21 protein-coding genes are annotated in these 22321 nt (G+C 43.5%); 5 read left to right on the top strand and 16 right to left on the bottom strand.

Features of this window, described 5'->3' with window-relative positions; all coding sequences use genetic code 11:
- Window positions 1–54: 54 nt before the first annotated feature.
- Window positions 55–489, top strand: coding sequence for a secondary thiamine-phosphate synthase enzyme YjbQ (locus AOT82_RS11475; RefSeq protein WP_071003102.1), 435 nt, complete (start codon window positions 55–57; stop codon window positions 487–489).
- Window positions 490–622: 133 nt separating this feature from the next.
- Entirely contained in the window at window positions 623–1192 is a 570-nt protein-coding gene (locus AOT82_RS11470; RefSeq protein WP_197496675.1) for a hypothetical protein, read from the top strand.
- A gap of 140 nt (window positions 1193–1332) precedes the next feature.
- Here the strand turns inward: AOT82_RS11470 and AOT82_RS11465 are convergent, their stop codons facing one another.
- From AOT82_RS11465 to ffh, 7 genes are all read right to left on the bottom strand, one after another.
- Entirely contained in the window at window positions 1333–2007 is a 675-nt protein-coding gene (locus AOT82_RS11465) for a DUF4112 domain-containing protein (RefSeq protein ID WP_071003099.1), read from the bottom strand.
- A complete protein-coding gene (ubiA, locus tag AOT82_RS11460) occupies window positions 2000–2917 on the bottom strand; it encodes a 4-hydroxybenzoate octaprenyltransferase (RefSeq protein ID WP_071003097.1) in 918 nt (305 codons plus the stop codon). Before ubiA ends, AOT82_RS11465 begins: the two co-directional genes overlap by 8 nt.
- 194 nt (window positions 2918–3111) lie before the next feature.
- Entirely contained in the window at window positions 3112–3267 is a 156-nt protein-coding gene (locus AOT82_RS14120; RefSeq protein ID WP_227517146.1) for a hypothetical protein, read from the bottom strand.
- Between the two features lie 117 nt (window positions 3268–3384).
- Entirely contained in the window at window positions 3385–4284 is a 900-nt protein-coding gene (locus tag AOT82_RS11450) for a class I SAM-dependent methyltransferase (RefSeq protein WP_071003095.1), read from the bottom strand.
- Between the two features lie 67 nt (window positions 4285–4351).
- Entirely contained in the window at window positions 4352–5194 is an 843-nt protein-coding gene (locus AOT82_RS11445) for an undecaprenyl-diphosphate phosphatase (RefSeq protein ID WP_071003092.1), read from the bottom strand.
- A gap of 85 nt (window positions 5195–5279) precedes the next feature.
- The gene (gene tsaB, locus AOT82_RS11440) at window positions 5280–5981 is read right to left on the bottom strand and encodes a tRNA (adenosine(37)-N6)-threonylcarbamoyltransferase complex dimerization subunit type 1 TsaB (RefSeq protein ID WP_071003090.1); all 702 of its coding nucleotides are present in this window, start codon (window positions 5979–5981) and stop codon (window positions 5280–5282) included.
- Between the two features lie 268 nt (window positions 5982–6249).
- A complete protein-coding gene (gene ffh, locus AOT82_RS11435) occupies window positions 6250–7788 on the bottom strand; it encodes a signal recognition particle protein (protein WP_071003088.1) in 1539 nt (512 codons plus the stop codon).
- 413 nt (window positions 7789–8201) lie between these two features.
- Between ffh and AOT82_RS11430 the strand changes: the two genes are divergently transcribed.
- The gene (locus AOT82_RS11430) at window positions 8202–8993 is read left to right on the top strand and encodes a cytochrome C assembly family protein (protein WP_197496673.1); all 792 of its coding nucleotides are present in this window, start codon (window positions 8202–8204) and stop codon (window positions 8991–8993) included.
- Between the two features lie 76 nt (window positions 8994–9069).
- On the opposite strand, the gene purU is transcribed toward AOT82_RS11430, so the two are convergent.
- On the bottom strand, window positions 9070–9999 hold the full coding sequence (gene purU / locus AOT82_RS11425; protein WP_083328935.1) for a formyltetrahydrofolate deformylase: 930 nt from the start codon (window positions 9997–9999) through the stop codon (window positions 9070–9072).
- Between the two features lie 201 nt (window positions 10000–10200).
- Window positions 10201–15837, bottom strand: a complete 5637-nt coding sequence (locus AOT82_RS11420) for a beta strand repeat-containing protein (protein WP_071003086.1) — start codon at window positions 15835–15837, stop codon at window positions 10201–10203.
- Between the two features lie 485 nt (window positions 15838–16322).
- Between AOT82_RS11420 and rpmB the strand changes: the two genes are divergently transcribed.
- On the top strand, window positions 16323–16559 hold the full coding sequence (rpmB, locus tag AOT82_RS11415; protein WP_057761372.1) for a 50S ribosomal protein L28: 237 nt from the start codon (window positions 16323–16325) through the stop codon (window positions 16557–16559).
- 127 nt (window positions 16560–16686) lie between these two features.
- Window positions 16687–16842, top strand: a complete 156-nt coding sequence (gene rpmG, locus AOT82_RS11410; protein ID WP_010201403.1) for a 50S ribosomal protein L33 — start codon at window positions 16687–16689, stop codon at window positions 16840–16842.
- 108 nt (window positions 16843–16950) lie between these two features.
- Here rpmG and AOT82_RS11405 read toward each other — a convergent pair whose 3' ends face one another.
- From AOT82_RS11405 to AOT82_RS11375, 7 genes are all read right to left on the bottom strand, one after another.
- A complete protein-coding gene (locus tag AOT82_RS11405) occupies window positions 16951–17262 on the bottom strand; it encodes a hypothetical protein (RefSeq protein WP_071003085.1) in 312 nt (103 codons plus the stop codon).
- 218 nt (window positions 17263–17480) lie between these two features.
- The gene (locus AOT82_RS11400) at window positions 17481–17792 is read right to left on the bottom strand and encodes a hypothetical protein (RefSeq protein WP_058024609.1); all 312 of its coding nucleotides are present in this window, start codon (window positions 17790–17792) and stop codon (window positions 17481–17483) included.
- 106 nt (window positions 17793–17898) lie between these two features.
- Window positions 17899–18228, bottom strand: a complete 330-nt coding sequence (locus AOT82_RS11395; RefSeq protein WP_071003769.1) for a hypothetical protein — start codon at window positions 18226–18228, stop codon at window positions 17899–17901.
- 156 nt (window positions 18229–18384) lie between these two features.
- Window positions 18385–19074 (bottom strand): ribulose-phosphate 3-epimerase, encoded by a 690-nt coding sequence (gene rpe, locus AOT82_RS11390; RefSeq protein ID WP_071003083.1) that lies wholly within the window; start codon window positions 19072–19074, stop codon window positions 18385–18387.
- A 113-nt stretch (window positions 19075–19187) separates the two neighbouring features.
- Complete coding sequence (locus AOT82_RS14280; protein ID WP_313907114.1) at window positions 19188–19469, bottom strand: TIGR03643 family protein; 282 nt, start codon at window positions 19467–19469, stop codon at window positions 19188–19190.
- Between the two features lie 226 nt (window positions 19470–19695).
- Window positions 19696–20586, bottom strand: a complete 891-nt coding sequence (fghA, locus tag AOT82_RS11380) for an S-formylglutathione hydrolase (protein WP_071003079.1) — start codon at window positions 20584–20586, stop codon at window positions 19696–19698.
- A 98-nt stretch (window positions 20587–20684) separates the two neighbouring features.
- A complete protein-coding gene (locus AOT82_RS11375; protein WP_071003078.1) occupies window positions 20685–22166 on the bottom strand; it encodes a C13 family peptidase in 1482 nt (493 codons plus the stop codon).
- Window positions 22167–22321 lie beyond the last annotated feature (155 nt).

The following is a 22321-nucleotide window of genomic DNA, read 5'->3' as shown; positions in this document are numbered from 1 at the left end:
TATTATCTTGTGATATCTTTATTTAATGTTCATTCCGACAATGAGATAAGCATCATGAGCTATCACCAAACCACCATTACTCTACCTGCCTACGCGCGTGGCATCCATGTCATCACGCCTATCATCGAGGAAGCCATTGCTCAGCTCATACCGTCCAGCGCCAAAGCAGGGCTGGTTCATTTGTTTTTGCAACACACGTCAGCCAGTCTCGCCATTAATGAAAATGCTGACCCAGACGTAAGATTGGACACAGAGGATTGGCTCAATAAAATCGCCCCAGCCGATCAGCCAGAGTACCGCCATACCTTAGAAGGTTCGGATGATCTACCAGCGCATCTTAAAAGCATGATGCTTGGGGTAAGTTTGACCATTCCTCTGATAGATGGTGTCTTGGGTCTAGGTATGTGGCAAGGGGTTTACTTATGTGAGCATAGAGACGTGACTGGATATAGCGGACAGCGCAAGCTGGTTATTACGGTCAATACGTAATAATATAGATTCAACCTGCCACATTGATATAGCGCGCTATTAACGGATAAACCTGATTATGACCACTTTTGTCTTAAAATTACTAAGCTCAACAAACGCTAAGGTTCACTGTCTCAAAGCTTCTGCTCTTTTTTTGAGTTTATTTCTGCTGACTGCCTGTCAAGAAACGCCAGAACCTGAAGCACCTACCGAAACACCATCTGAAACGTCAACGCAGACAACGCCTGTCACCACAAATATCAATGTCAATGAAGCGGCGGATGACAGTATAGAGAATGCTCAGAACCCATCACAGACTGAAGCTAATTCAGAGCGCGATGTGAGCTTGACTGAGTTAGAGCAAGACCTTGGAGGCACTGTCGCTGCACCAAGTAATACTGCTACATCGCCCAATCCAGAACAGGCCATTAAAGGCGCACAAATCACTGATGTCCGTTACAAAAGTGAAGCAGGCGACACCTTATCGGTCGTTTTTGAAACGTCAGCTTCAGGGTTGCTCAATGCCATCGTCACTCGCCCCAACCAGCCAAAAATGACGCTCAGCGCGCCAGAAGGACAAGGTAACAATCCCACTTATCGCTCAGTCGATGGTAGCATCCAACTGGTGAGTCATGCAGGTGGCGGCACCATTGATCTTATCCAAAACAATACCGTCACTAGCTTTGATGCAGTCAGTGCTGAAGCAGAAGTCGTCACTGAATAAGTGCTAATTGCATCCTTTTTGAAAGTCTTATCTTAAATAATTAAAAAGCGGCAAACGTTACTATCGTTGCCGCTTTTTTATCTCTATTTACTGGTCTCTACTCACTCGTATTTACTTAACTTTCTGGTAGATGATTTTATTTATCCAAACCCAGTCGATTGCCCAAAAAGTCCGACCAACCAGCTTATCGCCGTCCAAATTCCCCAGCCAACAAATACAATCACGATGAGTCCCAACATGTCAGGGATATGCAAGTATAGCCAAGCTACTATTGGATTTCGCCAAAATGCACCAAAGCGGCCTTGCTGCTTGTCTTCTAATGACTGATGTAAAAAAGGCCGATCCATATGCATGGTTTCAGTGATGCCATACTCCTGATGTAAATGCTCGTGTACGATACCCAATGTCTTGCGGCTAGGGCGAATAAAAATATCTAGCAATGTCCCAATGCCGGGCACAATACCGACCACCATATCAATCAGCGCCAGTCTGACCGCAGGTGTCATTTTATCGGCAGGAACACCCAGCTGACGACCCAGTATAAAAGCATAGCTGGTCAGTATCAGTCCTGCGACATCCCCTGCGAGAGGAATGGTAGAGAGCGCCGCATCCGCACCTATGCCTTGCTTGGTAAAAGGCACGCGGACAAGAGAATCCATTGTATTAGCAAACTTTGCCAGTTTACGCTCGGTGGCAATGACTTGCTCGCGTGTCAGTCCCTGCTCAGCAAGTTTTGCCTGATAATCGACGACTGAGCCATTTGTATTAGAGGATTTCTTTGCTTTAAATCTCGACAACTTCTTAAATTTATCCATTTAGAGTCGTCCATATACAAGCAATTGCAACGAGGGCAAAAACATAGCGTCCCACCCAGATATTGGCTAAGAATGCCTGAAAGCAAGCCTGCGCATTGCGACTGGCACAAACGCTGTTTTGTTTGGCAAACATCATCGCCACCAATGCTAATCCGAATACGGGTGTCACGCCTAGCGTTGTTGGGGCAAAGTAATGCCACATAGCCGCGCCCATCATCAGCAAAAATAGCATTTGCAGGATTGAGATAATAATCACATCATAGCGGCCAAATAATATCGCCGTTGATTTGACCCCAATCTTGAGATCATCCTCGCGGTCAGCCATTGCGTACTGCGTGTCATAGGCCACCGTCCAGCACATATAAGCAAAGAATAATAGCCAGCACCAAATATCGGGAGCGCCCTGCACCGCCACATAAGACATCGGTATGGCCCACCCAAACGCCGCCGCCAAAAATACTTGTGGCAGATGGGTATAGCGTTTCATAAAGGGGTAAATAAACGCCAATACAACAGCACCCAGCGACCAATAAAAAACGGCAACGGGTAAGAAAAACAGCAAAATGCCGCTGAGTAATACCAGTACCAAAAATGCAGCAATGGCTTCTTTGCCAGATAGACGTCCATCTGCTAATGGACGACCTTTGGTGCGAGTCACATGACCATCTACTTTACGATCCGCAAAATCATTAATCGCACAACCAGCGGCGCGCATAAATATCGCACCGAGGGCAAATATTACAAATATCTTGAGCGTTGGCAGACCTGCTGTAACTCCTTGCTGCTGGGCTTGGCCCATGGCAGCTAACAGTACGCCCCATAATGTCGGCCATAGTAGCAGCTCAATACCCACTGGTTTATCAAAACGCGTGAGCTGGATATAGGCTTGTAGTTTGTCTTTGAATGTCATGGCTTCTTATTATCGTCAATAAAGAGTGTTATATGCTTTTTTGCTAGGGCGTGTCGCTATTTTAAAAATGGTGATAAACATTTGAATTAGGGACACGCCCTAATCGTTAGATTTGTTTCCATAAGTTATTCGCCTCAATTAGAGAAAATTCAGGATACTGTTTACGTAACGCTTTAATCGCAGGGATTTTATCTTTATGTGCTGCTTGTTCGCAAAAATGCCAATTGCTCTTGTGGACTGCTCAATTCCTTTAAACGTGCTTCAAGCCGAAGAATCTGAGTGCGCAGCATGATATTGACCAACAATAACAATAAGCCTGCACCCATGACCCAAATGATTAGCGTTGACATTTCCTGCTCCTGAATACATGTATTCTAAATACTCAAGCTAATGAATGACGTATGTTTATGCTGATACACTTATTTATCACAAACAGTGGCTATGAAATAATCCTCGAAAAACCGATGTCAGGCAAAATACCCATCAAAGCGCACGGCTTCATTATGCCAGCTTTCACTAACCGGCTCATCGGCAAATAATGGCGCAAATTGTGGCCGCTTGACGATCACGCGACCTTGTCCTTGCGCGCTTCGACTCACAATTGCCTTAGCACTATTTAGCAGTTGGCGCTCTTCCTCTAGCGTTGGTGGACGCGCCAATTGATGCAGCGCTTGCATGTGCTTGCCGACTTTGGCACCTTTACCTGTCTTACTGTCTTGGTAGCTATCCTCTGGAAACATGGGATCTAAATACACCACATCGACTGCATTGCCGTCATTCGATATATCGTCAGCTTTTAGGCTCGCAAAATAACTCAGTGCATCAGTATTGATAATATGTAGACGGCTCATGAGCTTTTGCCAATTAGGCTGCGCGCTCATACGCTCTTGTTCTACAAGTAACAGCAACGCCATTAGCGGCTGCTGCTCAAGCATAATGACGTGTGCGCCAGTACTGGCCAATATCAAACTATCATGGCCAAAGCCGGCCGTGGCATCGATAACATGGCTATCTGCGGTAATCTTTGCTGCTTGCAGTAATAGCTCCGACTTACGACCAGCACTCACCACGCGGCGTTGCAATTTATCCCACTCTGGTGACACGCTCAGTCCATCACTAAGCCACGATAGCTTATCTTTTTCATCAAGCAGCAAAATAAGTTGAGAGGATGTTTGGCTCAGTTGCTGGCGACGTTTTTGTGTTAATTTCTCCGTGGAGAGCTTAGTCTTTAGGACGATTGGTAATTTGTGCTCAGCTATCAATGCCTGTAAGCGCTCAATCTGTGCTTGTTGACTGTCATTCACATAGAACAATTGGCACTGTACAAGGTCACCTGACTTATTATCTGTGTGATGCAGCGCTGTCATAACCATCATCCTTTTTACTTATAACTGCTTACTTTTTACCCATAGCATTACAAGCCATCGTACAAATCTAGCCCGCCATTTGGTAACCAAAGCCCCAAGCCGCAACCAACACGATAACACCCGTGATAATGCGTAACCAAGCAAAAATAGTAAAGTCACGGCGACTCACCCATGCTACAAGCAAGCGAATACAGAGTAGCGCCACGACAAACGACACGATGGTTCCAACACCTAATACCAACCAGTCTTCACGATTGCTCAGTACATCGCCGTGTTTGAGCAGATCTAATAATGCCGCGCCTACAATGACAGGAATACCCAAAAAGAAAGAAAACTCAGCGGAGGCTTTACGCGAGACTCCAAGCCATAGCGACCCAATGATCGTCGATCCTGAGCGTGACGTGCCTGGTATCAGAGCCAGACACTGAAATAGGCCAATCATCAGCGCCGTTTTTATACTGACATCTTCTGCCTCTTTTGCAATGATGGTTTTAGGGCGCTTTTCCACATAGAATATGAGCAGACCACCGATGATGAGCATAATGGCAACGACAATAGGATTAAACAAATAAGCTTTGATTTCATCAGCAAAGGTAAAGCCAACAATCATCACAGGAATGGTCGCGACAATGAGACTGAGTCCCAGTTGCCTAGGATTGGTCATGCCTTCTGCTTTACCTGTTATGAGACCCATCAATGCTTGCCACAGTCTGCCCCAATAGTCATATATCACTGCCAAGATAGCACCAAGCTGTACCACGACCACAAACAAATCAACTTTTTCTTTGGTCCAAAATCCCATCACATCGGCTGATAAAATCAAATACCCCGTGCTGGAGATGGGCAAAAACTCTGTGATACCTTCCACGATACCCATGATGACAGCTTGAACGAATAACAGTATATCCACAATGACTTTCCTAAAAACAGGCCGATTGGCTGTCCTATGTTGACGTTGGTTTTATATTGATTAATGCTTAAAAAATACTCAAAAGCTACGCTTTGCCTTGCTCTTTAAGTGTTTTCCAAGCTTGGTTACGTAGATATTTTGGTAGTGCTTGCGCTGCCTCCGTACCACCATCGTTTGCAAACTGAGCAACACCAAGCTGCCCGATGATAACAGCGTCTGGCCAGACGTCTTCATGGCACACTTGCTGATCATGCAATGCTAGTAGTACTGATCCATTCCCCGCGATAGGGAGATTCAGTGCTGTTTGGCTATCATAATCTAATAGCTGCTCAGTACTATCACTGCCATAAGCCCATACTGGCTGCATGATATGGCGTCCTGCCTGATTGTCTGATATTAGCTCGTACTGTCCAAAATAAACTTGCTGCATACGAGCATCAAGGGCGCTGTATAGGTGTGTCAGGCCGTACTGCTGATACGCAGATTGTGCAATCGCTTGTAGGCTAGAAACACCAACACAAGGCAAGTCATGCGCGACAGACAACGCTTGCACCACTGCCGTGTTGATACGAATACCGCTAAACGCACCCGGCCCGCGATTAAATATTAAAGCCTGTATATCAGCAAGACGTAACTGCGCCTCAGATAGTGCAGCATCAATCATCGGTAAGATTTGCTGGGTTTGCTGACGTTTGCCGCTCTCTGTATGAGCGGACAATACCTGTCCACTGGCATCTAAAATCGCGATCGAACACTGATCGAACACGGTATCCATTGCTAAAAACATCACAACCTCGGCTTTTACTTTTGGCGTTCTAAATGGGTTTGTCAGATTTTAATAATTTTTAATAGCTATTCATCATTTATGTACTATCAAAATTTAGACAGAATGAAACAGCGCCTATCATAGCATTTAGGCTAAATGAATTTTATCAATTTCTACGCTTTTCCACACTTTATTCATCTATACTTATTCATAGCTAACCATAAAAAACCCTAAAGCTTAGGTAGCTTTAGGGCATATATAAAATACTTTCAGTATGCATCACGATGGCTTAGAAACGTGTTTTAAACTTCTTGGGCGCTTGGTTTTGCATTTCTTGCATTTGCTTTTGTATCTCTTCGGTGCTTGGCATATTGTTCGGATCCAGTCCCATTTGCTTGGCCATTTGTTCTGGATTCACGTTTTTAGTGCCTGATTGACCGCCGCCAAACAATGGGCCACCACCGCCTGCGCTGCCACCACCCATGAGGCCTTGCATAGACTTCATCATTTTACTGATGCCTTCAGGCTTTGAGATCATTTTCATCATTTTTGCCATTTGCTTGTGCTGCTTGAGCAAACGGTTAACATCTTGAATCTCACGGCCTGAGCCTGCAGCGATACGGCGCTTACGACTTGGATTAATCTTATCAGGGTTTTTGCGCTCAAACGGCGTCATTGAATTAATCAACGCCTCCATCTCACGTACTTTTTCTTCTGGCTTGGCATCTTCGACGGCTTTTTGCATGTCTGAGCCGCTCATACCTGGCATCTTATCTAAGAAACCTGCCATACCGCCCATGCTCTTCATCTGCTGGAACTGGGTCAATAGATCCTCAAGGTCGAAATCACCGCCTTTTTGCATCTTTTTCGCCATTTTTTCGGCTTTATCACGGTCGATTTTTTGCTCAACCTCTTCGACCAAACTCAGTACGTCGCCCATACCAAGGATACGCTGGGCAATACGCTCAGGGTGGAATAGCTCTAACTCGCCTAGTTTCTCACCGCGACCCAAGAACTTAATTGGCTTGCCGGTGATAGCACGTACAGACAGCGCTGCACCGCCTCGTGCATCGCCGTCAGTCTTAGTTAAGATAACACCCGTCAATGGCAACGCATCATTAAAAGCTTTTGCGGTATTGGCGGCATCTTGACCCGTCATTGCATCGACGACGAATAGTGTCTCAGATGGGTTAACCGCCGCCGTTAGCGCCTTAATCTCATCCATCATGGTATCGTCGATATGTAGACGACCTGCCGTATCAATGATAAGGATATCTTGATATTGGATTTTGGCCTCTTCAATCGCACGCTTTGCGATATCGATTGGATTTTCATCCGTGCTTGAGTTCACAAACTTAGCATTGACCTGACCGGCAACTTGCTCAAGCTGTTTGATCGCCGCTGGACGGTAGACGTCGGCCGATACCAGCATGACTTTTTTCTTTTGACGCTCTTGTAGATATTTGGCCAATTTACCAGCTGTGGTCGTTTTACCCGCACCTTGCAAACCTGCTAGCAAATAGACCACAGGCGGTTTGCCTGTCATCTCTAACTGCTGATTGGCACTGCCCATCATTTCGGTCAGCTCGTCGTGTACGATTTTGACAAAGGCTTGACCTGGCGCTAGCTCTTTTAGCACTTCAGCACCAAGCGCTTGCTCTTTGACGCGTTTGACGAAATCACGAGTGACAGGTAGCGCCACGTCAGCTTCTAACAATGCCATACGTACTTCACGCAGGGTGTCTTTGATATTGTCTTCAGTCAGTTGTCCAGATCCTACGATATTACGTAGGCTGGACGATAAGCGTTCTGTTAAGGTATCAAACATAAATAACTCTCAATTAAAATGGTTTTCAATTAAATAATACGCAATTAAAATAACTTTCAATAAAATGGTGGCGAATCAAACGATTCAAATGGTTCATCAATACTATTAGGATGGACTATCAAATACTGGGACATTCTCTTATAAAAAATCATATTATCAATACTATAGCATCAACACGGCTCAAAACTTATAGTGGTTTTGCAAAACTTGGCTCTGATATTTATAAGTGACTTACGATATATTTTGCGGATTGCTGCTTTGTCAATCATATTTATAAGCAATAAGTAAGATGATGCTCAACTGGCACCCATTTTATGATAAATTGGACGATTATTCTAATCATTCCGATAATACCACTTTGGTGATACATTGAGCGGCAGTTTATGCTCAGTATAAGATGAGGCTTTTTATCTGTGCACCTTGCATTCTTACTTGCTAGCATGGCTTATGTCTTAGTCAGCCTCCATATTGGTTGGGCGCTGATTCAGGACAAACCTATTCATAAAGGCGTCAGTTTGGGGCTTTTATTGGTAGGGATGGCCGCACATGCGACCTTACTTTATCCATATGTAGTGACGCTTTATGGTCTGAATTTCAATTTGTTCAATATCATTAGCCTGACCAGTTTATTCTTCTTATTCTTTTACCTGCTGTTTTGTCTGTACCGCCCTATTCTGAGCCTTGGTATTTTGGCTGCGCCTACTGCACTAATAGGTATAACCGTCGGCTATATTTGCCGCGCACCCTATCAACCGCTTACTGACGTCAGTGTCGGTCTTGAAGCTCATATCCTATTATCGTTAGCGGCCTATTGTGTGCTGTTGATGGCGGCAGTACAAGCGCTATTTTTGCGTCTACAAATTCGCGAGCTCAAGCATCATACCATTCACCGATTTTGGGTCAATAAATTACCCTCATTACAAAGTATGGAGAGTCTATTATTCGATATGCTCTTGGTAGGCTTTGTGCTGCTTAGTATCGCACTGGGCATCGGGTTTATCTATGTCGAAGATTTGATGGCACAGCATATCGTGCACAAAACAGTATTTAGTCTGCTCTCGTGGTTATTATTTGGTACGTTGCTGCTTGGCAATTGGCGCGCAGGATGGCGAGGCAAACGTGCGGCGAATATCACTATTTATGCCTTTATTCTGTTAGCGATTGGCTTTGTGGGTAGTAAGTTTGTTTTGGAAATGCTGATATAAAATATCACATTATAAAAAAGGCGATCAGTAACTGTTGCTACTGACCGCCTTTCTTACTCAATTTTCTACTGATTTTTTAGTTAAAAACTACGGTCTTGTTGCCTGCTACAATCACACGGTTTTGCACATGCCAATTGACAGCACGTGCCAATACATTACGCTCGATATCACGGCCAATAGCGCGCAACTCTGTTACCCCTTGGCGATGGGTCACACGGTGTACGTCTTGCTCAATAATAGGCCCTTGATCCAGCTCAGCAGTCACATAGTGCGCTGTTGCGCCAATCAGCTTGACGCCTTTATCATAAGCCTGACGATAAGGATCTGCACCCACAAACGCAGGCAAGAACGAATGATGGATATTAATCACTTGCATCGGCCAACGCTTCACGAAATCAGCTGACAATATCTGCATATAACGCGCCAACACTAGTAAGTCATTACCTGCCATCAGCTTATGGATTTGCTCCTCCGCTTCTACCTTATTCTCTTTGGTCACGGGCACATGGTGAAAGGTAATGCCAAAGTTTTCGACCGCTTGTTGTAAATCAGGATGGTTACTCACCACGCAAGTAATCTCGCAATCCAGCAAGCCACGCTGGTGTCGCCATAATAAGTCCAATAATGCGTGATCAAACTTTGACACCAAAATACCCACTTTGGTCTTGGTAGCATTGTTATGCAGACGCCAGTCCATGTTATGGCGTTTAGCCACAGTATGTGCAAAGCTGGCTTCAAAGTTCTCAATGATATCGCTCAAGCCTGCCAACGCAAATTCCAAACGCATAAAATATTGACCACCTTCATGAGCTGTTGAATACTGATCTAAGGTGATGATATTCGCGCCATAGCGATGAATAAATTCAGAGACTGCCTGTACGATACCCGCCTGATCTTTGCATTTGATGAGCAATGTCGCTGTATCAGTAAAGCTAGGAATCTGTTTGCTCTGAGAAGCGATGTTTGTTGTACGTGATGATGAAGCCGTTTTGGTGTTGTCTGACATAATACGCCCAATATAAGAAGTGATGACTGTTCGCTGAAAAATTGCTGGCAGCGGAGTAAACCGGTTATTTTAATCTTTTTTGCGATGCTTTGCTGAGCGAGTTGGTTGTTTTTGGTTATTTAGCTATTTGAAGATGCAATGCAAAAACCCCTGACATGTGGTCAAGGGTCTTGAAATATCAACTTTCAATGTTTACCAATATTATTCAACCTTTATAGTTCTAGTAAAACCTGCTCCGTTGCTAACGATTCCTAACGTGGCCCCTAATTCAAAGGCTTGATTGAAGTCTACAATATAACTGTTATAACCTTGCGATTGTGTATTTGGTCCGACACCATTAATCGATACTGCATAGCTTGGCTGATATGGTGAAAGTATCACTTTCGTAGTATCTTTTTCAGCATCGATATTCACGCTCAAGCTATTCACACAGGTTGCATTACCTGGACCAAACGGGCTAGCATCTGCGATCCAAGGGCTGAATAAGGTATCACCAACGATATCCAAGTCACCATCCAAGTATGGTAGCGAATAGTTCAGGCTTTGGGTATTTTCACTACCATTTAAGAAGGTTGATGCATCGAATCTGACTTTTACCCAGTTTGAATAGCGGATAGGATAGCGAACTTGGAAATCAGCACGTCCTTCTGCGTCAGTGATAAAAGAATAGCCGTCATCAGCAAATGTTCCACCAATAATAGCAACTGGGTTAATGGTATCCAGTACACCATTGTTATTTACATCATCGTCGTTATCCAAGATGTAATTATACTCTGGACTGTCTTCACTCGTAATCCAGTTAGACCGTAACAAAATGGCAGATTTTTCAGAGAATGTTTTAGGTTCTGGCGTACTGATGTTACCTTCTCCATCTACTGTATTAGCCCCTTGATACGAAGTGCTACTATCTAGCAGACACACGCGACCTTGTGCGTACTCCACTGCATAAGACTTGATGGATACCTCTTTGTTAGCAACGGCCTGTCCTGAGCCATCCATAACCGATATCGAGCCACGAACTGTGTAGTAGATGTCGTCAGAAGATATTTTATTAGCAAACGTCAATGTCGTATAAACAGCATCTTTTGACACGGTAATAGTAGTGGACTTGCTACCAATATTGTTAGGGTCATTCAATAGTCGAGCGTTGAGAGTCACACCATTGATCGGTGAGCTAGCATTTGCCAAATACACTACACGTGCTTGACCTTTACTATCAGTGATAGCAGTTGCAGCAGACAATCGTCCTGCTGAAGAATCAGAAGCACGGCTAAAGACGACTGTCTGGCCTTCGACTGGTACATCATTTTTATCTTTGACAGTTGCTACAAGCTCGGTACTGCTACCTGGCGTAATCACTGATCTTACCGCTTGGAACAGTATCTTAGCTGGTGTAGTGGCTCTAAAACGCGTGTCTACGGTTGTTTGATACTTGAGCTGACCGTTATTCATCTCACCAAGTACCGTCGCCTGCAATACTGCTGTGCCAGCAAGTGCAGAGTTCAGTACGACTGGGACTGTAATAATATTACCTTGAATATTGGCAGCCGTTATCGCTTGGGTCGAGATGACATCATTGTTCGCAAACGTTCCAATCGTTGTTTGTACTTCTAAGAGCTTACCAATAAGTGCATTCGCCTCAGCTACAGAGTTAGTGCGAATCTGTATATTAATATTCTGAGCCATATTAACATCGTAAACATCTTCAATATCGATGAAGCTAATACCCGCTTGCGACACCTTAACCAAATCAATGCTACTGGTACTACGCTGCGTGGTCAGCTCTCGCTCACCCACTGCTCTCACAAAAACACGTAAGTTACCATTGCTATCAAAGCTCAAATCACTTTCGTTAACTGTAAAGCTAGCTTTACCCTCTGAATCGGTGGTCGCGGTTGCATCACTAGCGATAAGGTTGCCGTCAGTATCAATAAGCTCTACTTTAGCATTTGCAATCGCAAGTCCCGTCCCATCAGTTAAAGTAGAAGACAGGGAGGTTGTACTATTATCTTTGAGATTTTTTTCAGATGCTGTAAGGGTGAGTGTTGTGCCAATTGCAGATAAGCTCAGAGACTTTTGTTCACGCACCTGCATATTGACAGTACCATCTATATCATATTGCGGCGTGACGATTTTGGCATTAATCACTACACTATGATTAAGGCGAGCATTGATACTATTAGCTGCTAACAATACACCCACATCAACCCGACCACTACTATCGCTTACAACTGTGCTCGATGTGGTCAATGCTGCTCCGCTTGACTCTAGGTTTTCGATGCTTAACTGTACTGGCACACCTGTGAGAATCCCACCGTTATTATCTGTTACGATGAATGAAGCTTGGGTCTGGTCGCCACCTGTAGTCAATGTTGGCTTATCAGATGACGCGATTAGCTGGTAGCTCTCAATTGTAGACGTATCCACTGCTACAATGTAGTTTTGCTCCAATTTAACATTTTCAGCTGTAGTAGTAGTCGCAGTTAATCGAATACCTGACTCTAGCGTCGCTTGGTTAACATTGGCACCATTTTCAAGAGTCAAATCAAAAGTCGCTACACCATCGCTGTTAGTGACGGCTGTGCCTTGGCTGACTGTCACGCCTGTACCAATAGGGTCGTTGACATTTAGAGTGACGGAACGACCTGCAATACTCTTGTCGTCTTTAGCAACGCGTACGAATACTTTGAAGGTATCCCCTTTGGTGTCAACAACTTTATTTGCGCCAACAGTGAGACTTTCAGTTGTACCTGTTGGTATATTGGTACGGACAGTACTCGTCTGCGTCACAATATTCCCACTACTATCAGCTGCAGATAATGCCACAATAAAACTTGTACCTAATGCAGTCTTTTGGTCTTCGGTTAAGTTGTTTGGTACTGCTAGAGTAAATACAGCCTTACCTGAATCATCAGTAGTCTGACTGCCACCTGTAGCCAGTGTAACGCCCTTACTTGCAATAGAGGCTGGCAGTGCGAGGAATACTTTTTGTCCGCTAATCACATTGCCTTTGTTATCTTTTGCTATCACTTCAACCTGTGTTTCACCACCATTTAGGTTTAAAGCACTTACTGAATTACCCAGTAAAGAGATGGCTGCTGTCATAGACTGAACTTTGACATTGACTTGTTGTTGCTTGCCAGTCAATGTCTCTGTCAAAGTGGCGGTCAATACTTGCTTGCTAAGCGCTTCTTTTTGCTCATCATTCAAGTTATTTGGAACTACAACATTGAAGCTAACCAAACCATTAGCATTTGTACTAGCAGTGATATTTGATGACCCAAGCTGACCATTTACTGTGAGCAGGCTTGCTAATTGTGGATTATCAAATACCAACTTCACTGTCTGATTAGCGACTTGCTCGCCAGATGACTGATTATTTAGCTGTGCTTGGATAATGGCAGTACTACCCACATTGTTTAGGATATATCCTGCTTGATTATCAATATTATTGGTGGCGTTCAAGATATTTAAACTAACGCTAGGCGTAGTGATTTTTACTTTCTGTATTTCTGAATTATAAGAAACGTTGTTTTCAGCATACGTTAGCTGATAGTTGATACCAGTGTTCTTTAAATCCGCTCGCTGTACAGCTGTTAAACCTTTAGGTACGTTAACAGCAAAAATCGCCTCACCATTAAAATCTGTAGTCGCTGTAGTTTGAGTGACTGTAACACCGTACTCTAGTGCTTTTGCACCTAGCTGGATAGTGACTGTTTTGTCTCTGACCGGCTGAGCAGTATTCTCTTTAGAGGTCAATCTCACACCAATATTACCGCTACCGCCCAACTCACTAATTTCTGGCGTTGTGATAGAAGCGAACTGTATACTGGTTGCTGGCTGCTCAACGTTTACTTTCTGAATAATTTTGGACTGAGTACCATCTTCATCAGTCAGTACTGCAGTGTAGGCAATACCTGTTTTAATTAATTGATCACGCTGTGCTTGGGTTAGGTTTTGACTAATACGAACGGTAAACTCTGCCACGCCATTGCTATTTGTGGTTTGTTCGTTACCTTGAATGGTAATACCTGTCGTAAAGCCTTCGTTAATAACAAGCTTGACTGTGCGTCCTACAGCAGCGCTGCCATCTTTACGCTTACCTAGAATTTGCAACTTAAACTGCTCATCTAGTATATTCGCAATTGCAGGTACGCTTTGCGCAGTCAATGTAATATCGCTTTGTCCGATATCTGCCCCTATACGGATACTTTCACTGCTGGCAGTACTTGGTACTCCCGACGCTTCTGTTATATTTGCAGACAATACAAAACTACCTGCCTTTTCAAGCTGGGCTTTTTGTGACACAGTCAAGTTATTAGGCACCCGTACCGTATAGCTAACTTCACCTTTAGCATTGGTTGTCTGTTCTGAGTTGTTCTCTAGAGTTAGTAGACCTGCATCAGCTAGGATTTTTGGTAAACTTGCTATTACTTTTTGCCCTTCAACTACACCACCGCGGCTATCATTGACACGGAAGCTGATCACTGCACTGCCACCTGAACTCGATAGCTCTTTTTTGCTGCTTTCGTTAAAGTTAATTTTGTATTTCGCAGTTGGAACAATAACTACGCTAGAAGAGCTTACTGTTGCTGTCGAACGGTTTGGTTCTGTGAGCACGACAGTGTAGCTAATACCCTTTTCTGCAAGCTCTTGACGTTCATCGGCACTCAACGCCGATGATATGGTTAATGCTACTGTCGCTTGACCATTGGCATCTAATACTAACTGTTCATTTGCTAGGCTGACACCTTCAAAGGCATCATTTAGCTTGATTGTTGCCTTTGCACCATTAATTTGAGTCGACACATTTGTATTTTTAGGTGAGGCAGTGATAGTAAGCTGCTGTGTATCACCATAAGCGCTAAGCTGCGTTGAATTTCCTGAAACTTTTAAATCATAGTCTGAAACAGGTAATGCAACAGGGAGCTTGCCAGATATGAGCTTAGTGGCCCCACTATTTTCTTTGATATTGATAGCATATACGATACCTTGAAGCAGTTTATTACGAGTCGCTGCAGGCAAATTGCTATCGATCTTAAGATTAAAAGTAGCAACACCTTTGGCATCAGTCATTTGGCTAGCAGTATCGACAGAGACACCCTCTATCTGAGCGAGTCCGAGACCAACCTCAACATCAGGAGCCAGCGCTCCTTTTTCATTTTTCAGCTGCACACTGATTACTGCTGTGTCGCCATAAGGGTTCAGCTTATTATTAGAGACAGAGCTGGTATCAAGACTTTGAGTAACACTCAGTTTACTTTCAGTGACCTGAGTACCATCTCCACTTCCCTCTCTACTAACAGAAACTTTTAACTCCTGCGGTGCAACAGCTGTGCCATCGGCTTTATTAGCAGTAGCTATTAATGTAAAGCCGTTTGCAATTAACATCTCTTTATCTAAGACTGCCTGCGGATTCAGCTTTAGTGTATATACAGCATTACCATTGCTATCAGTCACTTGAGTACTTTGACCTTCAATAGTGATACCATTAGTTTCAGAATTCACTACTTTCAATGTAACTGCTTTGCCGATCATTGCACCACCTGAGCCCACCTCAGCAGCTTTTACTGTTACATTAAAAATAGCCTGCTCATCAGATAGCTCGATGATAGTAGGCGATGTGCTAAGCTTCTGTAAAAAGAAATCAGGTTCAACTTCTGGTGTCTGCTCACCGCCACTATCACTACCATTATTTTCGTCAGGCTGCTCAGGGCCCAAATCAGGCTCTGGCGCAACCGTATCCGTGCCCCCACCACCACAACCCGCCAAGGCCAATGATAAGGTTAGCGCTGTCAGTTGAAACAATTTAGAAGTAGGTAGCAAATGATATGACATGTTTTTGACTCCGCATGAGCAGTAATTTATTCGAGCAAAAAGGCAGAAAACCATTACACAGAATTAAATAAGATTGGTAATGATACTTAGATTTACAGTGATACCGATGTATTAACAGATTGTATTAAATATATAACAGCAACTTTACTGACTTTTGTTATAACTTACAACTAAAAATTAATCTTTACTATTAAACAATCAACAACATAGCACGCTCATTTCAGGGTATAATATCTCTCCTTTAAACCAACAACTATCATAAAAATATTTGAGTATTCGTCTGTTTTATGGTATAAATGTCGGCTTTAAAATTTTCTGAATTGGTCAGCCTGTTATTTGCCTTTAGATAACAGTAAAACCAGCTCAACCTTCATATAGTTTTGTTTGGTGCAAAGCTGCCGCTTGCTGTGTCCATGCCGCATAAACGTGCAACTTGCCCAGACTGGTATGAGAAAAACTCATGCCTCATAGATTAGGAGTTCGCCATGTCTCGAGTTTGCCAAGTGACTGGAAAGCGCCCTATGGTGGGTAATAATGTTTCGCATGCAAACAACAAAACCCGTCGTCGCTTTCTACCAAACCTTCACAACCATCGTTTTTGGGTAGAGTCTGAAAACCGCTTTGTACGTCTACGTGTGTCTACTAAAGGTATGCGCATCATTGACAAACTTGGTATCGATAAAGTGTTAGCGGATCTACGCGCACAAGGTCAAAAAGTTTAAGTTAAAAATAGCAGCTGAGTGATGACTCTCATTATTTAGCTGCTGTTTTGCTACATTAGCTGTGGCAACTTGCTCTTTGAGACACGTACCTATCGTTTGAAGACCCCTCATTTACAGGAAAGCTATCATGAGAGATAAAATTAAATTAGTATCAACAGCTGGTACTGGGTATTACTACACCACTACTAAAAACAAGCGCACTATGCCTGGCAAAATGGAAATCAAAAAGTTTGATCCAAAAGTACGCCAGCACGTGATCTTTAAAGAAGCTAAAATCAAATAATCTTCATTTTATCAATGGTATTATTTGAACAAAAAAAGGGTTTATCAATGGATAAACCCTTTTTTTATGTTTGTATATTTAGCTATCTTCAGCTCACTAATAACTAGATCAACTGTAGTGCGTTGGTTCTTTATCATATACATGCGCATGCCACTTACTCATTTGCTTTTGCATAATGACCTGAATCGCAGCATGAATCATGTGTTGACCAATCACTTGAGTGTCACTACCAAGTAGCTCTTTTAGCTTGTCAGAAAAGTCGATAGTCATCAGCGGCGCTTCATCTTGCTCGGCATCACGCAACAACAATCTACCATCATCTGCTTCCACTAACTCTAAGGTGGTTTCTTTGGCAAACCCTGCAAACTGATCGCTACTTTCGTTGTCTACTTCTATATCATTATCGATATCATATGGCATTAATATGTTCCTTATTATCCCGTTTAGTACTGGTAGAGAAACTAGTGATTGCAAAGCCGTTATTTATTGAAAACAAACGCATTCGGCAAATCTATCATCTTACAGTAACGCGGGTAAATCTGTCTTACTCATACAATGGACGCTTTAACACTAGAATTCAAGGGCTATCACATCAGTCTTCACTATAAAAAACTTGGATGCCTTGCAATAAGGACACATTAGCGCCAATAGCGCAGTTTCGCTAACGTAAATAAGAAAGCAACGAACATCCCAAGGTAATAGACCAGTTTTAGCTCAAGGGTGGGATCGCGGTATTTAAAAGGCAGAGCAACAGTCGCCGTTGCAGTCGGAAGTATCAATAGCATCAGCAGCCAGTTCTCAATCACATTGAGCCAACCCTGTAAATCCGTCCCGTTACGCAGTGAAGCGAGCCCCATCAAAAGACAAGCTATGATTAAGCTGGTAAATAAGCCATTTGGTAAATCTTTTGGATAGATAATTTTGGCAATACTGGCCGGTACAATTCGCATATAAAATTCCAGCCATGCACATAGAACATGGCTTAATGATTAAAAAGTATAAAATAGCACGTCACAATGCAAGCATAAAAAAGCACTATATTTATAGCAAAACCCTTTAACTATAAGTGCCCATCAGCCATAACATCGATACACAAGAAGTCAAATAGCCCAAACTAATGGCATTCCAGCTCTCGATATGCAGTCCTTTAACCTTGTTGACTATACGAGAACCTACCCAAAAAAACAGCGGAATACCTAACATGAACGCAGGCACAATGACCGCAGCATGGCGCAACACTGTTCCGACATCATCACCCACCATCAAACGAAAGCCATAACCTGCCAAGCTCAGTACCAGCGCAAATATAGCCATGCCAATGGTAATACCTTTGGGCACCAAGCTACGTTGTGTCTCACTTTTCGGTGTCTGATCAGTATGTTTCATCGTCTCAGAAGGTTTCAATGAGTTGGTAGAATGTTTGTTGTCCATGATTCACCTTTACATGACTGGCCACTGCGCACAATTGCAAATGATATGGCCTACTTCAATACTGTTTTTTGGTCGCCAACACCGTTTATCGATCATGTCACAATATGCAGATTAGCTATTATTGGCTAAAGCCAACTCTGCGCGCATCTCATCAATAGCCGCTTTATAGTCTTTTTGGTTGAATATCGCAGACCCAGCGACAAACATGTCAGCCCCTGCTTCAGCAATCGCACGAATGTTGCTGGCTTTGACACCGCCATCTACTTCTAATCTGATATCTCGACCACTGGTGATGATACGCTGACGTACCTGACGTATTTTGTCTAATGTGTTATCGATAAACGACTGACCGCCAAAACCAGGGTTAACACTCATCAATAAAATTTGATCCACTTTATCCATCACACAATCTAGATGGTGTAACGATGTGGCAGGATTGAGTACCAAACCGCACTCTGCCCCACCATCTTTGATAAGCTGAAGAGAGCGATCAACGTGATGACTGGCTTCTGGATGAAAGGTGATGATACTTGCCCCCGCTTCCAAAAACTGCTCAATCATACTATCGACAGGTGATACCATCAAATGGACATCAATTGGCGCCTCCACACCATAGTCACGCAGCGCCTTACAAATCATGCTACCAAACGTCAAATTGGGTACGTAATGGTTGTCCATGACATCAAAATGAATCACATCAGCACCCGACTCTATTACCTTCTCCACTTCTTCGCCCAACCGCGCAAAGTCAGCTGAGAGTATCGATGGGGCAATAAGATAAGGTCTAGCAGGACTGTTCATAATTGGGCTACCTAATTCATGTTTATATAAGATATGGATAGATTAAAAGAAAATTCTAATTGGCTCACATATGCTGCGAGCCTTTGACATATTGATACTAAATACTTAGTTGTTTAGCGCTGCTTGTATTGGGTCTTACAATAAGCACGACCAACTTCGAAAGAGCGCTTTGCCTCATGCTTGGTAGCACGATTACTCACGCGCTTGCGGCATAAACGAAAAGATGATGGCTTTAGCTCTTGGCGCATGAGCTTGATAACCGCAGTCTCATCGAGACCATAGCTATGCTCTATCGCACCGAATGGCGTTCTGTCTTCCCATGCCATCTCTATCACGCGAGATATTTGCGTCTCATCAAGTACTCTCTCACCTGCATCGTTGACGGTTTTTGCGATATACTCTTTTGCTTTCGCTTCGGATACGTGGTCACTATCGACATCATGTTGCTTTTTTGCCAAAGCAGCGTCCATATCCGCTTGCATCGTTGCCCTTGTAGAGCGTGCATCTACTGATTTATCTTTCACGTTGGAAGCTGTCAAAACTTGATAACCTGCCATAAAAATCACCTTTTGAGCAGGAATGAGATAGCGAAAAACATATCACGGTCATCTGAATGACCTCTTAGCTCATTTGAGCCATATGCCAATGATGTTCGATATGATCATTAATCACCGTTTGGATAAAATAATAGCTGTGGTCATGCCCCGCTTGATAGCGTAATGTTAAGGGCTGTTCGGCTTTTGCACAAGCGTCTTGTAGTTTAGAAGTCTGTAGCTGACCTTCTGCTAAGAAATTATCAGCCGCGCCTTGATCAACCAAAATGCTCGCATACTGCTGACCCACTTTTTCGATCATCTGCGCCGCATCGGCTTGTACCCATAGAGACTTATCATCACCGAAGTACTCTGTATAGGCAGCTTGTCCCCAAGCAGACTCACTGGCGGCACACACTGGCGATAACGCCGATACGCTGACAAACTTACTTGGGAACTTAAATCCTAGCAATAACGCGCCGTGCCCACCCATCGAGTGCCCTGTAATACCGATGCTATCGATAGGAAACTCTGAGCGTAATAAGTCATATAGCTCATCAACGATGTAACTTTGCATATTGAAGTTGTCTGACCACGGTGCTTGAGTGGCATCAACATAATAGCTTGCACCTTGACCAACAAAATAGCGCTCATCATTTGGTACATCGCTGTCTTCACTACTTCTAGGCGAAGTATCAGGTGCGATAAGTATCATACCAAGCTCGCTACATTTTTGTTGAAAATGACCTTTATGCGTCACATTGTCCGCGTTACACGTCAGACCCGATAGATATAATATCGCAGGACAACGTCGTCCAGCCAAGGCCTCATCAGGTAGATAAATACTAAACGTCATAGAGGTTTTGGTAGACGTCGATTCGTGACTATAATAATGCTGCTCACCATTAAAACAGCGATTTACACTTTTTTGGGTAAGCTGTTTATGGTTAGACAAACTATGACTATAAGAATTCTGCATGAGTGATATCCTTTTTATTCAAAAAACCAACGATGGCGTTTAATAAGTACTCGTTATTTGATACTAGCATTTGCCAGTTACTAGATCATTTCTCATATTTATTCGGCAGCTGCATCTACTTCGCCTACCGATAGATTAGCAGTAGTTTCAGGTAAAGCATTGACGGTCGTAGAAGCAGTATTATTCGTAAGACTTGCAACTGAAGGTCGCGCTTTATCAAACAGCACTTGCTCAAATGCAGGTAAGGCGGTTTCCATCAAACTGCCGATTACCATCTGCGGCTCTGATGGCTCAAACCCCATTGCGCTCTCACGCTCATTGACACGTATACGAGCATCCTTAAAAGCCGACTCAAAACTGGTATTTCCTCTCAAGCTTTCAGCAAAAAATGCTTGACCAAAATACGTCATCTCAGCCGTATTGGTACAACCAAAAGATGCTTTGTCAGCGGCTGATGCCGTTATCACCACTGTAGTCGGAGACGCTAGTTCATCGATGAATGAACCCGAATAACAAGAAGATACCACAATCACACGCCAGCGAATACCCGAGGCATCCAGTGCTTCACGAAGCCATGCAGCATCTAGATTGTCCATCGCGATTGGCGGATTCGCTAACTGAACGATATCCTCGTTACCATGTGAAGATAGCGTCAAAAACAACACATCTTCGTCAGCATTCATCTGCTGACCGATTTTTTTCAAGCCGCGTAGGATGCTGGTTTTGGTCGCAATTGGCTCGTCCATCCAACTATACGTATTATTAATCAAAGACAACGAGTGCCCGCTGGTCCCAAAACGCACATCAAACAGCTCACGCACTTTATTGATCTCAGAACGAAAGACGTTTTGACCAGAGAACCCTGCCACACCCATAAAGTACCAGTCGGTTTTGCCATCGATACTTGGGTCTATACTATTTAATGCTTGCTGTAATAAACGGGGCTGCTCATATAGTGCCGCCTCTTCCAACACAGGCTCTACTGGAATTTGCTTAAATATAGGCTGATCAGCGACATTGCGCTGCCAGATCGTCAACAATGCCACCGCCCCAACCAATATGATGATTCGCTCCCACCATGGTATACGCAGGCGACGAGAAAAAATCCATAGCAAAGAAAGCGTCTGCCATAAAAACAATACCAAAAATAGTATGGGTAAAAACGAGTAACTCCACTCAGGTAACCAGCCATAGCTACCAAAAAACTGTACCAAGCTCTGCAATAATGCAGATAAGGTATCAGCAACCAACCAAAGAACGACGGGCACAAAAACCAGTGTCTGATTGCTGGCTCGCCGTGCCAAAATAATACCGCTTAATAAAATAATCATCGGCCAGATCAAATAACTGACCAGCCCCTGCTCATTGAATATACTACCACTTTCAGCCGCCAACCACGAAAATAGGACGTTACTACCAAGTGCCAATAAGGCAAATACAGCAAACTGCATAAAGGTGGGCTTTACCCAAGAAAACGCCCGAGTTGAACCCACCAACATCCACAAAGTTGCGATAATATTGGCAGCGAAATTAAGCGAAAAACGCTGGAGCGATACGGTTTTTAACGACGTAAGTGACAAAGACTTAGACCTCTAGCCAGTCGAGAAAAATAAAATGACCCAATGATAACTATCATGATGTCGTCGCCGCTTGATGTAATCGACTTACGATTTTTTCACGGCTGTAGACATCTATTTATATTGAATTCACGATGGAATGTTTATCGAAGATGACT

This window comes from Psychrobacter sp. AntiMn-1, from assembly GCF_001854065.1.
GTDB lineage: Bacteria > Pseudomonadota > Gammaproteobacteria > Pseudomonadales > Moraxellaceae > Psychrobacter > Psychrobacter pacificensis.
The sequence above is the reverse complement of the archived record's forward strand: the minus strand, read 5'-3'. Positions and strand labels throughout refer to the sequence as shown.